Source organism: Simiduia sp. 21SJ11W-1 (genome assembly GCF_024138675.1).
Lineage (GTDB): Bacteria > Pseudomonadota > Gammaproteobacteria > Pseudomonadales > Cellvibrionaceae > Simiduia.
The window spans coordinates 1,898,053-1,912,735 of the sequence record NZ_CP090959.1 but is presented as its reverse complement, the minus strand read 5'-3'; the positions used below and the strand labels follow the sequence as shown (position 1 = coordinate 1,912,735).

Below are 14,683 nucleotides of genomic sequence, written 5' to 3'. Positions count from 1 at the left end.
CTTCTGCCAGCCACTCCACCAGGCACAGCAGCTACCCACCTTATACGCACCCAAAAACTGCAGTACAATAGGCAACTTGTTGATTTGTGGCCGTTTTTTATGAAAGTTGCTGTAACTGGAGCTAACGGCTTTGTAGGCCGGCATTTAATGCAAACGCTAGGCACTGCAAATGTTAGCGCTCTTGGCTTGGTTCGCGCCACAATTGCACCAGAAGGCTCCCCAGCCCTTAAGCCGGTTAATTACCAAGACACCAATACCTTGGTACAGCGGCTAGCAGGCTGTCACTCGCTCATTCACCTAGTGGGCAAAGCTCATAACCGGGGCGGAAACCATCTAGGCGACTATTGCGCCGTGAACGTAGATATCACGCTTCGCGTTGCCGCGGCCGCCCAACAGGCAGGCATAAAACGGTTCATTTTTGTAAGCTCTGTAAAGGCCATAGGCGATGCCACTAAACCGGGCGAGCCTTTTACCAACATCACTAAAGCAAAGCCTGCTGATTACTATGGCAAATCCAAATTAATGGCAGAACAGCGGCTTCAAGAGTTTTTTAAAGGCACCAACACAGAGCTTCTTATCGTGCGCCCCCCCTTGGTTTGGGGCGAAGCCCCCAAGGGTAATCTGGCGGCCATTTTAAAATGGGCCAAAACCGGCATTCCTTTACCGCTTGCAGGCATCAATAATCGGCGCCATTGGGTCTCTATCGAGCGAGTTTGCGACTTCCTGGCACACCTTGCCACACGTGAGGAGCCCTTTAATTGCCCTACCCCTTTACTAATAAGCGATGATCAGGCGCTGAGTACACCCGCAGCAATTGAGCAAATGCTTCGTGCCCAGGGGCTTACCTGCAGGCTTTTACCGCTACCCGGCACGCTTTGGAAGCTACTACTAAAATTGCCTGGGTTAGGTAAACCGGTAGCCAAACTAACAGGCTCACTTGAGCTTGATGCCAGCCACACCTGGGCGAGCACCGGCTTTAAGCCAAACCGTAAAAAGGCAGCGCCGCGCCCATGATTACTGATTCTTTTACCCTATTTGCCGCCGCCCTTGCGTTCGCTGTGAGCTTGGCCTGCACATATTACGTTAAACGCCGCGCTCGCATGGATATCCCCAACCACCGCAGCTCACATCATAGGCCCACGCCCACCGGCGGAGGCCTAGGCATTAGCCTATGCATTTCACTGTGCCTTTTGGTGTTAACTGCTACTAATGGCGCACCCTATTTAGGCTGCGGACTAGGCGTAGCACTGCTTGCCTTTACAAGCTGGCGCGACGACACCCACCCTCTCAGCCCACAATTGCGCCTGCTGGTTCAGCTTATATCGGCAAGCCTAGCGTGCTTACCCCTATTATTTTCGATCAATGTCAACCCTCTGTGGGGTGCCGCCGTTGTTCTAGGCATCATGTGGCTCATTAACTTATACAATTTTATGGATGGCACAGACGCACTAGCCGGCGCACAGGGGCTGATTTTCACCCTAGGGGTTTTGATGCTATTTCCCGAATATGGCTCAGCAGAAGCGCTGCTGCTAATTGTGACATCCAGTGCGATAACTGCCTTCTTAATCTTTAACTGGCCACCCGCAAAGATATTTATGGGTGATGTTGGCAGCACAGTACTTGGGCTAATATTTGGCTTTATCACCTTGCAGATTGCAGAAACCTTTAACCAGCTAGCCGCCTGCCTAATATTGCTGGCAGGTTTCATTACCGACGCCAGCTGGACGCTTGCTGCACGCTTTCTAAACAGGCAGCGCGTATGGGAGGCACACCGTCTACACTACTACCAGAAAATGGCGCGTAAATTTGCATCTCACAAGGCGCCCCTTGCTACTTACTTATTGTTAGGGGCGCTAGTACAATGGCCGCTCGCCCTTGGTGCGCTACATGCGACCAGCTGGTACTGGACGCTTTATCTATTAGCGGCTATAACCATTCACGCCCTACTATGCTGGCAGTATAGGGCTGGGCTGACCGACCCGAAAGATTGCCTAGCCAGCCCTGAAACCTTCACCAGTAATTAAGGAAGACACTGTTGATACAACCATTCCTCAACTCGCCTAGATGGTTCAAGCGCTTGATATCTGTCATATATGATTTGGCGGCTATATACGTGTCGTTCATGGCCGCATGGGCATTGCGAATAGGGGAAATGGAATATGATTACACACGGTTTGACCTTATTGCACTAACCGTTTCTGCAACAGCATCAGTGTTTGTTTTTGTGCGGTTAGGATTATACCGCGCAGTCTTGCGATATATGACACACCAAGCATACATTACAATCGGATTAGGTGTCGCACTTTCAGCTACTGTGCTAGCCGCCACGAGCTTCATGTTCGCCGGGATGATGCCCAGAAGCGTCCCTATAATTTATGCCAGCATTGCGTTCATTACACTTGGCGCTCCTAGAATAATATTCCGTAGCGTAATTCAATGGCTTAACCCTGGCTCAAAAGAATCGGTAATAATCTATGGAGCAGGAAACACTGGCGGCCATCTTGCGGCAGCACTTCAAATGGGTGAAGAGTTTAACCCAATAGCATTTGTCGATGATGACAAAGCTGTGCAAAAGACAAACATCCGCGGCCTTCAAGTTCATCCACCAAAGGATATCCCTAAGCTAATTGAGCGATACCAGCCTACAATGGTTCTGCTTGCACTCGGCAACCCTGATAAAAACAGAATCGCCACCATATTAAAATTACTAGCTCCTCACAATCTGAGAATTGCTACGGTGCCACGCATTGGTGAAATCATTGCGGGTGCTAGCGCAATCACAGAGCTGAGAGATATAAAAATTTCCGATGTACTCGGTCGCGATCCCGTCGATCCGATACCAGGGCTCCTGTCACGCAGTGTTTCGGGAAAAGTAGTAATGGTAACCGGCGCCGGCGGATCAATAGGTTCAGAACTTTCAAGACAGATTTTAGCACTCAACCCAATAAGATTAGTACTTTTTGATAACAGCGAATTTAATCTCTATCGCCTCGACTCTGAAATCGCCAAGCATCCAAATTACCCCAAAGTAGAGGTAGTGTTAGGAGATATACGAAACGAAAAAAGTATCGGCGACGTCATACAGCGATACCAGCCTGACACGCTGTATCATGCTGCTGCCTACAAGCATGTTCCCATGGTTGAAGGCAATGTGTGGGAAGGTATACGCAATAACGCCTACGGAACCCTGCTTACGGCCAGAGCAGCAATGAACAACGGGGTTCGCAATTTCGTTCTGATCTCTACAGACAAAGCTGTTCGCCCCACAAATGTTATGGGGGCAACGAAACGGTTTGCCGAGCTAATCATTCAGGATCTCCAGAGATCTCCCAAGAACAAAATCACCATCTTCTCCGCAGTCCGCTTTGGCAACGTGCTGGATAGCTCAGGTTCAGTGATCCCCAAATTCCGCGAACAAATAGCCAATGGCGGCCCTGTGACTATCACACACCCAGACATTACGCGCTACTTTATGACTCAGCAGGAAGCTGCGCAATTGGTGATTCAGGCTGGTGCAATGGCGAAAGGCGGTGAGATTTTTGTACTGGATATGGGCGAGCCGGTAAAAATTGTCGACTTGGCAAGAGAAATGATTGCCCTTTACGGACACCGAAGCACAGCAAGATTAAACACCATTGAAATAAAATTTACGGGCTTAAGACCAGGAGAGAAGCTTTACGAAGAGCTGTTATTAAACAAACAATGCAGTGGTACCGAGCATCCTAGAATTTGGTTTGACGATTCAGCCACCTCAAACGCGCCTGAAAATCTTGCGCAACAACTCGAAGCAGCAATCAAGGCAAAAAACATACCGAAGCTAGAAGAACTAATTTTGAGCGATCATACAAACTATATTAATCCAAACGTCACTCGCGAAAACCAAGCACTGCACGATCGCATCGCAGTTGCGCACAGTGGCTAACCATAAAAGTATTTAGCTTCGTTTTCGAATGTACCTGTAGGTCAGCACCCTAAGCCACGAGAAAAGCCTGACTGGAAGTCGAATTAGAAACTGCCAAAGCGCCATAGGCAGGTTCAAAAAACCTATTCTGTAGAATTTCACGTACAACTTGGCTTCCATCGTTAGATATCGGAGCCCCCCTCTGCGCCTAGCTACACTCTCACCGCCTCTGACCCACACCAGAACCTGAGTGAGATTAGCTAACCGGTAACCAGCATTTATCAATTTCGCCCATAAAAAATAGTCTTCGATACCTCTAAAGCCCTGATATCCACCTACCGCCAACACCGCTTTTTTGCGGTATATCACAGTCATGTGATTCAATGGACAGCGGCGCTTAGCAAATTCATGCAACTCGATAGTATCCCCCGGTGGACATCTGTAGCCTGAGACAACGCTTGGATTTTCTTCAAACTCGGATACCCAAGTGCCCAACACGTCTACTTCTGGATGGTTGGACAAAAACGCGAGCTGGCGCTCAAAACGCTCGGGCAGCGCTATGTCATCTGAATCCATTCTAGCAACCCAGTCATATTGGCAGGCCTGCAAGCCAGATTGTAACGCTACTGCAAGACCGCCATTGACTGGAAGCTGTACTTGCTTGATGGGTAGTAGGCCACAAAAACGTGTAATAACCTCGTCTAAATGAGTCGGTATGGGTCCATCACGAACTAAGATGACCTCTGTCGGTTTCTGCGTCTGTTCGCAAATACTGGACAAGGACGCAGCAAGCCAGCTTGCATTATCAGCATGGTAGACGGCCATTAGCAGTGAGAATGGTACCGACAAAGATTTTTCGGTGCTAATTGGGCGTGCGTTACGAATCTTTTCCGACATTTGTTAGCTCTGATTTGGTCCTAGCCGCCCATTTAGAGCATCGACAAAACCTCGGATAATGGCCTTAAGGTTTTCGATTCTTGGTGGAACCAGCACAATGTAGACCAACACTTTTACCACCATCCGAGGAAAATCTTTTAGCTTCCATGAAATTGGCACATAGGGTCGACCGTATAAGGTCAACCTATTCCTCATAATAAAGTACTGTCGAAAAGGAGAGTGCCACCTCAGTGGAAATATTTTTAATCGCACAGGGTATATGACAGCGCCTCTTTGATGATCCAGTATTGCTTCATTAACAACGAGCAATTTAAACCCTAGAGATCTTGCCCGAAAACACCACTCGAAATCGACACTATCAATAAACAGCGCCTCTTCCATTAACCCGATTACGTTAATAGCCTCCACCTTTAGTAGCGTGCCGGACGTAATCAAAAAATCAACGAATTGATCATCAGACTTAGCGGCGCCGTCGTCTGCATGGGAGGCTTGCTGCCTTTTATCGAGCGCCGAAAATACTGATCTTGATTCACATCCATGATCAATAATCCTCGGGCCTGCGGCGGCAACATTGGATGCTGCGCGTACAAGACCAGCCCGAAGCCTATGGACGAGATTAGGTGCAGGAATGCTGTCTTGGTCCAGTAGCAAACTATAATGAACGCCAATGAGCTTACACTCCTCAATACCCCGGTTAATGGCAGCAGCAATACCGAGATTGTTTCCGAGTGTAACTATCTTTATGGGTGTACTGTAGCGGTATCTATCCAGATCAAAACCTAATTGGTCATATCCACCGTTAACGACTAGCAGTATGAGATCCACCTGGGACTGAATGGCTTCCAGCTGTCTTTCTAATCGCTCTGCATCTGGCTCATAGACAACGGTTACGGACGCGGTTGAGATCATAGCTATTTTTGCACAATGCCATTGAAAACCGGATAAAGAAGACGAGCCCAGACGTAATACAGAAAAGGTAGAGCTGGGCGACAGAACAGCACCACACTCACCAAATAGAACCGTTGAATAATGCTGAGCTCCTGAGAATATCGTTTTCTAAAGCCATCTGCCTGCATAGCCACCGCGGTAATATCAGGGTTTTTCTTCAATGAAAATAACTTTCTGAACTTTTGTTTAAAACCAAGCGACTGTAAAGGTTTCGCACCGATGACATTGCCGCCATGTTGTCGATATAAAACCGTACTCTCTTTCAAGCTGACTATACGACCAAACATGGCTGCGACTAGCGCAAGCCACCAATCATGCATTATGGCTTGACCAGACATTGGGACCGCCCTCCTTAACAGCGGGAGATTGATAGCCGCCGCACAACCAGTAACAGTATTGCCAACCACAAGCTGAAAAAATGAGTTCTTTTCTACATTGATACCCTGACTCGAAAAAAAAGAAGCGTGCAGCACTTCCAATTTGCTGTCTACCACCATTAGATCAGAGTGTATCAGCAGTTCTCGCTCGTGCTTCGCCGCGCACATCCCTTGATAAGCAGCCTTAAACATAGTGAGCTTACCGGGTTTCCAGACATCATCCTGGTCACATAGGAATATCAGCGGATCCGGAACCTGATGCAGTTCCGGATGATCGTTTACATACTGTAGCAACCACCCAAATGATGCTATAGGCCCGACATTGCGTCGATCGTTGTCCAGCAATCTGATCTGCGGAATCTTATCGCGATAGCTTCGAAGCAAGCTCATCGTCCTATCGGAAGAGCCATCATCTCTGATCAAAAAAATGTCATCATCTTCCAGCTGCGCAGCCACACTATCCAACAGCTCCGCAAGGTAGGGCTCGCCATTGTAGGTTGAAAGGATAACTATTGCTCTGCACATTAAACAATAACGCCAGATCTCAATCTAGTTTTCGACACTTGCGAAATAGATGCTTCATCAATCATGCTCAGCACTTGAAGCCTAAGCTGCTCGATGGAGTACTCGCTCATTACTTTTTCCTGAGCATTCCGTACTACTTGATACCGATACTCCCGATCGTTATAAAAGCGATTAAATGCCTCACTCCACTCTTCTTGCGTATTGGCGAGTAATCCACAATCATCCCTACAGCACTCATCGTAAACCAAACCCGAGGAAGCAATGACTGCTGCACCCACGGCCGTATAGTCCAACCACTTGGTGTTAGCTTTGACCTTATTGAACTGCGTTGGCTTTAATGGGCATATTCCGATATCCCATCGCCTCTCTGCAAGCGCGCGAAGAAATAGCTCATACCCTTGTACGCCGGGCAGAAGGGAAACCCTGTCACCAAACTCCTCTAATTCTTTGGGCATTGCAATTGACCCAAAAAGCTCAAACCGGACATCATCATGCTCTCGCATAAAACGCGTTAGTGCCGGCAACATCATCATAAGATCTTCGAATTTTTCCGAATGCCCCATGTAACCGACAACGCAAGAGTTTGATTTTCTAGCCTGGGAAACTATCTTACCAGAACAATAAATCTTACCAGCTAGGATCTTTGCTCGTGCTCCAAGGTGCTCGAGCCTTTCTTTTAGCAATACCGTTGAGCTATAGACCAAATTGGCATTGTCCAACAAGTGCCTTACAGTTGATAATCGACTTGGGTCATTGTGGAAATTATACTTGGTTTCACCAAAATCTTTGGGGATGCTCAACAGGTCATCGTCAATATGAAACATGACAGGTACATTTCTCTGCTTAGCAAAAGCAGTATAGTCAGTGACAAAGGGTCCACTATAGCGACAGAAAACAATATGAGTAGGCTGGTATTGAAACAGCTTCTCCATCGCCCAGTCTCTGGCCTCCAGACTGGCAAAATCTTTGCCATAACGTTTTCGTATTTCAGACTCTGTTAAACAGGCATACTCCAGAGAGCCAGCTGCCACATCTGATTTTAGGGGCTCGAAAAAACTGATTTCAATTGTGGGTATTATGCCATTGGCTATGAACAGTATTCGCTTTTTTTGTCTTTCTACAAATGGCTCGACGGACCTGGCCGAAAAAGACTCAAACAGAACCCTATACCTACTATATACTTCCGATGGCTGGGTGGGCATTTCCAGCTTATTCAAAAACTTTTCTTGGCGCTCAATGTACGTTTGTCTATTAACCATTGCGTCACCAGCAAAGTCGAACCATTCCTTCGCATTACTAACTTCAGTCAAGCCAGCATAGTTTCCAGCGTCCATCTTGCCATGCTCATCGCGCCATACTGCAACCGGAATTTTCGCCAGCAACATGTCAATCAACACCGAGGAAGGAGCAGATATGCCATACGCGTATCGGGAAAAATCCACCTTGTAGCTTGGGTGATTATTAATGATCACATTCTCAGGAATTGGGACATCATTCTTTAAAATATACTGTCCGCCTGGATGAGGTCTTAGAACTACCTTTCCCTTATTTTCAGCCACCATTGAACTGAATTCGCCGAACGCATCAACAAAATGATTTTTGAAATCACCGGCTGTCTTCATTCTTGGTGAATGTAGATTCTCACAGACAATACCATACGGTAACGTTTCTTTACTGGCGGGTTGAGAATGTAGAACGCTTGTAGGTCCTGTTACGAAAAGCTTTGAGCGCTGAGAGGGGGCAATCGAATACAGCCTCTCGCTACTGCACCAGCCGCAAATGACATCAGCCGCAAACGTAACCTCCGTACCATGGGCCAAGTTTTGATCTCGGCTCTGCATAAAGCCTACGCATTCAAAACCGTGCTGCAGTGTCACTTTCAACCAGTTTTCGGGTAAAGCCAGGAACAAATCATGCACTGGTTTGTGTGCATTTAGATTGGACTCACTTCCCGAAAATATCATGCCAGAACGATTGGACAGTAAGCTTATACCACTGTGAGTTGCACCGAAGATCTCAAACCGACTACCAGTCTGTGCTGACATGGATTTCAGTTCCTGCATCCATGCCCCGGACTGATCCCTCTTACAGAAGGCTTCTGTTATCAGAAGTGTTGTATAACTCCCAATCTCGGATGATGCCAAGTAAACCAATGGGCGAAGAATGTTAACATCTTGAAGAAGATTGAAAACAAATACTGAGTGATTTTTAGATTTCATAAACGTGAATCAACTTTTTATGACAGCAACCATGGCAGCTTGGAATTTTCCGAAAGGATGACGTCGAGGTTTGGGTAAAGCGTCGAAAGTGAGCGGCTAATAAGCCCCAATACATTTGAACACGACAGGCAATAGCCAACTTTGCCGCCATTCCTGGATAGCGCGATAGACTGCTTTTCAACAGCAGTCGGAACAACATCAGATATTGCTCTAAAATAATTGGTGTCCACAAACTTTGTTTTTGATGTAGAGTCTATATTGACGTAACCGAGCAGCGATGCAGTCTTCTCTGAAACGAGTATTTCAATGTTGTGGGAATCTTCGCTCCACCGGACCAAAACGTCATAATTCAAATTCAATCGACAATAGGGGGAAGAAACTGACAGCGCCTGATTCTTTCTAGCAAACTTATGTGCGTCACCGGAGCTCTCCCTGCCATGAACGACTGCGCATCTGATTTTATTTTCGTTCTGATCAATCACTCGTGGCGATAAGGTATTCAAGAACTGAAATAATCCTCGGGATTCTGCTTCAGGGTTTGCGAGCATTTCCAGAGTCACCTTCAAGTCGGATACCGTGCTGGCATTCACTTTAAAACTGCAAACGTCTAAATCTGACACCAGCTGATCGACATCGCTATAGATAAAGCGACCTAAGTCCTTATAGAGCGGATAGCCATTGGACAGGACTTGTATGCCACTGCACAAGGCCGTGACACATCTATTGAGGGATTTTACGCGACTAAAAGGCTGCGCGTTTACGGGAAGATATGCAAGAAAACTGTCTTCCAGCAATTTTGCTTCTTTCTCTTCACTCCAAAGGTCTATCGAATAGTCAACATCCAGAGAAGCCAAAAGCGAAAGGTTGTCCGATGTCAACGCTCGTTCATTAGTTAGTATTTTGAGTTGAACTGAATAACCTGCGTCTCTAAGTACAGAAAAGTCACCTGAAAATCCTACGAGATCGACCAATCCAACGGAAAAGTTTGGATTGTCTCCTATGCCAAACCAAGCGACCTGAATGTTCTTCGTTGCCGAAATAAGCATCGCTTTTTTCGAGACCCTTTCTTCCACTAGCGTAGGATTGAGCTGATCAAAAGGATCATTCATTACATGATGAGGTAGCTTGGGCAATATGCTTTCAGAAACAGACCTGATTGCCCCGGTCGAGCACAATACAAAGGTACAATATTCTTGAATTTTAGCCAACCAGTAGCGAAGCCGGGAAAACCTCGGATCATCGGTCTGACTGAAATAGTCATCAAACATATCAATTCCAACCTGTAGTCCAAGTTGGCTTGCAACCTTTGCCGCGAGCAACCCCCTTACTGTGTAGCATTTACTAATAAGAACGCTATCGTACTGACTGAGAATTTTCTGGGCGTCATCTAAGCCCGTTATAGCCATAAGCGTAAGAGACCCATCCTCGGCCTTAAGGCTTTCTGCTATCCGTTGGTACCTGATCCTCACGCCTGCTTGACGAAAAGCATCCTCAGATGAAACTAGCACTAACAATCTCATACCGTGTACCTTACGATTTTAGTACCAACTTCAGCATCGAAAAAGTTCATCGATTCGGATAATGAGGGATCGATGGTTGCAGTGAGGCTGGTGTCAATAAGATGAACAAAATTAGGAGTGGCTTGTTCAGCGATAATATCTTCCGTCAAAACTAACTTTTTCCACTGACTGAAGCAAGAAACTCTAACAGCATGCTTATTTGATTCTATTGGCAACAAAGCCGATGGCAATAAACTAGCGATTCCCAACTCCAATTTGTAAGGCTGCTCATAACCGTCTGCACAAATATTGCTTTTTACGGCTTGCATGCCCAACGCACTATCTTCGTATACGAATCCACACGTGACTGATGCGACGTTTTCAGCACCCGCAGATTTTGCAAGTTGTGAAAATGTTCGCGGGTCGTGCAAAACCTTAGCATTGACGCTGGCGACAAAGCCTGGCTTCTCGTTGAGAATCAAATCAATCAGCTGGCTGTCTTCATCATAATATTTTAATGATATATCATTAGGGATTAGGTCAACCAAAGAATCTCGATGCTTCTTTGAATCGGACTTAAGATATATCGAGCTTATGTTCACATGTTGCTGTAGGCAAATCGATGCCACCAAGCTCTCAATATCTTTTAATGAATCGCTTAAAATGACACTTATGCTAGGCCAGTATGATGCGTCTCGATTCGCTGCTACTTGTCCTGGCTTAGCTGGTGGGCAGGTTGAGTAAATCAGTGTTGATTCCGCAGAGCGACCTACTTCGCAAAACTTAATGGATAACGCCTGCGGGGTATAAATACAGCTTGTGACTTGCCCCATCTCTCGCACATTCTGCGCTCGGAAAAACAGGGGAAGCCCGACTGAAGAGCCAATGAGATCAACTGAAATCTCAGCTGTCGTCCTGGGTATTACCTCATAAATTGATCTATTTGCCACGCGGTCAACAATCAGTTGCCCCCCTACAATTGCAGAGGATTTCCCAATGGCTGCTGCTGTGAGACCGTATACAGCACCCAGTGTGGGTATGGAATCGCCAGCAATCATCAAGGCTGAACTAGCTTCATCGCTACCGACACTTTGACATTTAAATTTGGATAGCTTGTCTTCCAGGTATAAGAGGTGTGGGGAGGGATTGTTGAAAAAGCTCAGTTGGATATTACTATTTGCTGAAAACCAGTTTAATACGTCAGATGAAAATATTCTCTCTCGACCAGTAAGGCTTTCTCCCGTGATTATGAGTTTGAACTGTGTTTCGCCTTCATTAGCCTGAATAAACGCTGATTCAGCAAGTCTGGTGGAGTACTCTGTAACAGCCGCCGTATAGCTTTCAATACCCGTATTTCTTTGGAATGACAGTAGCTCGGCGTAATGAGCACCACCCCGCGCCAGCGAAGGAAATAAAAGCTGAGCACTCTCAATCACATCGCCGTCACTATTGGCTGCCAAAAGTAGTACCGGTAGGAACGGATTAATAAGTCTCATCTCAACCTGATGGAGAGAATTTTCCAGGTTGGATTTTTCAACGATAGAACGACATTCTTTCGTTCCGGTTGAGTCATCACTTACCTGAATAAGGTAAAAAGTAACCTGCTGCGACGCGAAATTTCCACCAGTTGCAACGCGTACTTTTAGCTTTCGTTGACTGCTAATAAATAAATCTTGTATTTTCAGCACACCATCGCTTTCGCGCTGAGCCACTAACCCACTATTAGTCGGTTTAACGCTAGTTGTAGAGGTGACGCCAAAAACTTGTGCATCTCTGAGCGTCTTTTCGACATTCGATCCCGAAACGCCAGAGAGCCGAGCAAAAACGTGGACCAATTGCTGTATGTAGTCAGTTGATAACGAGGATCGCTCCATTGCTTTGGCGCGGGAATTATCGCAGATCATTTTCTTTGCCAACGCTTTATCCACCACAGACGACATCGCTTCAGCGGAAAAAGTAGCAAAGTCGGGTACAACAGGGGGCAAAGGCTGTTCGCTGTTAAACTTACGAACCGGCTGTGACGTTTTAGATACCGTGTGTGCCAAATCCGCTATAGCCAATGCATCTCGATTACGTGCGCCCGAAGGCAATAACGGACGCCCCTCTGACTGCCCATACATTATGTAGTGGTATAGAGGGTTAATATTGGCCTTTGCAACATCTGGATTGGCTAATAAGTAAAGATGGCTATCAAAATTCTGAGAGGGATTTCTGCCCTCTGAGGCGCCAAATCTTACATAATGTGAAACAGGGTCTACGCCTGCATGTTCAACATCAGGGTAACAATTCAGATACCAGCCACTGTCAAATACTCCGGAATCCTTAATGACTTTGACAATCTTACCATTCCGAATTTTATTTCGGGCACGGCTAATAACATTCACTTTTAACAGGCTATGGTATAGTGCTTGTCGGATTGTGCCAGTGGGTTCTACTTCAACTATACTGCGCTTAGATTTGACATCTTCTTTTAACCGAATGATGCTCTGCTTGCTACGGGAAAACCTTTCACACACTTCTTTGTGTCTTTTAACAAGATCAGCGTATTTCGTTTTTTGCGATTTTAGCTCTCGTTTCAAACGCTTTATTTCTTCGACTTGCAACTGGTCTTGCAAATCTTCTTTTATGATGGATTGCTTTTTTTCAGACTGAATATTTGCAAAGGAATTTTCCAGCTCTTCAATTCGTTTCAAGAAAACTGAGTCACGAGCATCAAGCTGGACAATATTTCTAATCTCTTCCCGCAAACGCTTTATTTCTTCGCCCTGTAAATGGGCTTGCGAATCTGATTTTACAAAAGACTGTTCTATCTTAGGCAGAATCTTAGAAAAAGAATTTTCTAGCTCTTCAATTCGCTTCGTGATAACTGAGTCACGAGCTTCAAGCTGAGCACACCTCTTGATCTCTTCTCGCAACTCTCTTTGTAATTCGCCATTTTCTTTTAAGGCGTCACTGTATCGTGCTGACTCCACTGCAGCCTGATTGTTTAGTAGCACGATCTGATCTTCAAGGGTTTTTGCCTGACTTTGAAGTAGGTTGATAGTTTGTCTTTGATTGTCAGATGTATTTTCAAGTGCAAATACCTTATTCCGATATTGCTCGACCTCCATTTGATGCTCGGTGACCAACCTGGAACTTGAGTTCTTGATATCCCTTAGCTCAACCTCAAAAGCCTCTAACTTTTGAGCAGCCTCATCTTTCTGTTTTGTAAACACTGAAATATCTTTCTTCATGGATTTCGTTTCTAGCCGCATTCGGTCCTGATCTTTTATAAAACCGAAACCAATATGCTTGGTTGCAGCGTTAAAGCTTTCTTTCAATTCATCTAAATAAGCATATGACTCTTTGTCCTCTCCAAACTTGCTCCACCTGACAAACAGCTCATGCAGCTCTTGCGCCTGTTTATAAACGCTATATATCTCATTCCCATATCCGGATTTCGTAGAAAAATGTCGAAGATCTCCTTCGAGGTAGGCTTCAACGTCTTCTATCACAGTCTCAACGGAATTTGGCCAATCAAAGTCGAGAGTATTGCAGATTCTTGAAGCCTGCTCCTTCCAGTCATCGAGGAGTAGGTCAAAATGCACAAAAACTCTGGGCTGATCTCGCGTGTAGTACTCAACATCAAGCCAGTAGCGTATTGTCAACATTAAGCTATGGAAGTAGCCCATGCCATTCCGCTTTACGAGTGAGCTGGCTATTTCATCGGGGTTTCTTACCGTAAAAACATACTTGGGTTTGTACCCAGCCATATCCAAAGCGCTATGCCATATAGGCTGCACGAGCGAAATTCTGGGATCTTTTATCAATGGCAGCGTACGGCCATCAAATTCCTGTTCTATTATTTTTTCTGCCTGACCTACATAAGCCGACAGCTTTGTTGAATCCAAACGCTTTAATTCGATTGGGTAGATATCTCTCCAACTCTGACCAAGATCAGCCAGCACGCTATCGTTAAATCGATTGATCTCGAAAGATTCCCAATACCCTTTTTTATTGGCTTCATTGGCAGGTATCAAATGGGCTGGTGGCAGCGCACCCAATATGGCCAGAATTCCACTTAAGCAGGAAGTGCCTGAACGATGCATTCCGACAATGACCAATGCTGTTTTTTCAGACATCAAAGTGCACCTTAGATCTGTTTCTAACTTTCATAGATAAGCAAATACAACTAGAGTTTATATTGGGAAAAATGTATCTGAACATTCAAAATGTACGTTTCTCAAGGCAAACACGACACATAAACCATCATCTTTAAGCTCAGCCAAATTCTCGCCACTCCAACTCTGGAATAAGCTTTATCTATTCTTGAGAACT

Annotated in this window: 9 protein-coding genes; 3 read left to right on the top strand and 6 right to left on the bottom strand. The window is 45.8% G+C overall.

Translation table 11 applies throughout. The annotated features are described in order from the left end of the window. The first annotated feature begins 99 nt into the window (after window positions 1-99). The 3 genes from L1F30_RS08440 to L1F30_RS08430 all read left to right on the top strand — a co-directional run bounded on the left by L1F30_RS08440 (window position 100) and on the right by L1F30_RS08430 (window position 3,922). Window positions 100-1,014: an NAD-dependent epimerase/dehydratase family protein gene (locus L1F30_RS08440; RefSeq protein WP_371922656.1), complete on the top strand. Its 915-nt coding sequence runs from the start codon at window positions 100-102 to the stop codon at window positions 1,012-1,014. Between the two features lie 179 nt (window positions 1,015-1,193). Continuing rightward, window positions 1,194-2,024, top strand: coding sequence for a hypothetical protein (locus L1F30_RS08435; protein ID WP_253361596.1), 831 nt, complete (start codon window positions 1,194-1,196; stop codon window positions 2,022-2,024). Window positions 2,025-2,152: 128 nt separating this feature from the next. Further along, a complete protein-coding gene (locus L1F30_RS08430; RefSeq protein WP_253361594.1) occupies window positions 2,153-3,922 on the top strand; it encodes a nucleoside-diphosphate sugar epimerase/dehydratase in 1,770 nt (589 codons plus the stop codon). A gap of 12 nt (window positions 3,923-3,934) precedes the next feature. Here L1F30_RS08430 and L1F30_RS08425 read toward each other — a convergent pair whose 3' ends face one another. From L1F30_RS08425 to L1F30_RS08400, 6 genes are all read right to left on the bottom strand, one after another. Beyond that, entirely contained in the window at window positions 3,935-4,798 is an 864-nt protein-coding gene (locus tag L1F30_RS08425) for a glycosyltransferase (protein WP_253361592.1), read from the bottom strand. A gap of 3 nt (window positions 4,799-4,801) precedes the next feature. Next, the gene (locus L1F30_RS08420; RefSeq protein WP_253361590.1) at window positions 4,802-5,707 is read right to left on the bottom strand and encodes a glycosyltransferase; all 906 of its coding nucleotides are present in this window, start codon (window positions 5,705-5,707) and stop codon (window positions 4,802-4,804) included. Window positions 5,708-5,709: 2 nt separating this feature from the next. Next, window positions 5,710-6,579, bottom strand: a complete 870-nt coding sequence (locus tag L1F30_RS08415) for a glycosyltransferase (RefSeq protein ID WP_253361588.1) — start codon at window positions 6,577-6,579, stop codon at window positions 5,710-5,712. A gap of 68 nt (window positions 6,580-6,647) precedes the next feature. Then, a complete protein-coding gene (locus L1F30_RS08410) occupies window positions 6,648-8,867 on the bottom strand; it encodes a glycosyltransferase (RefSeq protein ID WP_253361586.1) in 2,220 nt (739 codons plus the stop codon). 17 nt (window positions 8,868-8,884) lie between these two features. Continuing rightward, complete coding sequence (locus tag L1F30_RS08405) at window positions 8,885-10,387, bottom strand: hypothetical protein (protein ID WP_253361584.1); 1,503 nt, start codon at window positions 10,385-10,387, stop codon at window positions 8,885-8,887. Further along, the gene (locus L1F30_RS08400; RefSeq protein ID WP_253361582.1) at window positions 10,384-14,487 is read right to left on the bottom strand and encodes a hypothetical protein; all 4,104 of its coding nucleotides are present in this window, start codon (window positions 14,485-14,487) and stop codon (window positions 10,384-10,386) included. The genes L1F30_RS08405 and L1F30_RS08400 overlap by 4 nt, the downstream gene beginning before the upstream one ends. Window positions 14,488-14,683: the final 196 nt, after the last annotated feature.

Coding starts and splice junctions, on each gene's coding strand:
- L1F30_RS08440 (WP_371922656.1), top strand. CDS start 100: ATGAAAGTTGCTGTAACTGGAGCTAACGGCTTTGTAGGCCGGCATTTA.
- L1F30_RS08430 (WP_253361594.1), top strand. CDS start 2,153: ATGGAATATGATTACACACGGTTTGACCTTATTGCACTAACCGTTTCT.
- L1F30_RS08425 (WP_253361592.1), bottom strand. CDS start 4,798: ATGTCGGAAAAGATTCGTAACGCACGCCCAATTAGCACCGAAAAATCT.
- L1F30_RS08420 (WP_253361590.1), bottom strand. CDS start 5,707: ATGATCTCAACCGCGTCCGTAACCGTTGTCTATGAGCCAGATGCAGAG.
- L1F30_RS08410 (WP_253361586.1), bottom strand. CDS start 8,867: ATGAAATCTAAAAATCACTCAGTATTTGTTTTCAATCTTCTTCAAGAT.
- L1F30_RS08405 (WP_253361584.1), bottom strand. CDS start 10,387: ATGAGATTGTTAGTGCTAGTTTCATCTGAGGATGCTTTTCGTCAAGCA.
- L1F30_RS08400 (WP_253361582.1), bottom strand. CDS start 14,487: ATGTCTGAAAAAACAGCATTGGTCATTGTCGGAATGCATCGTTCAGGC.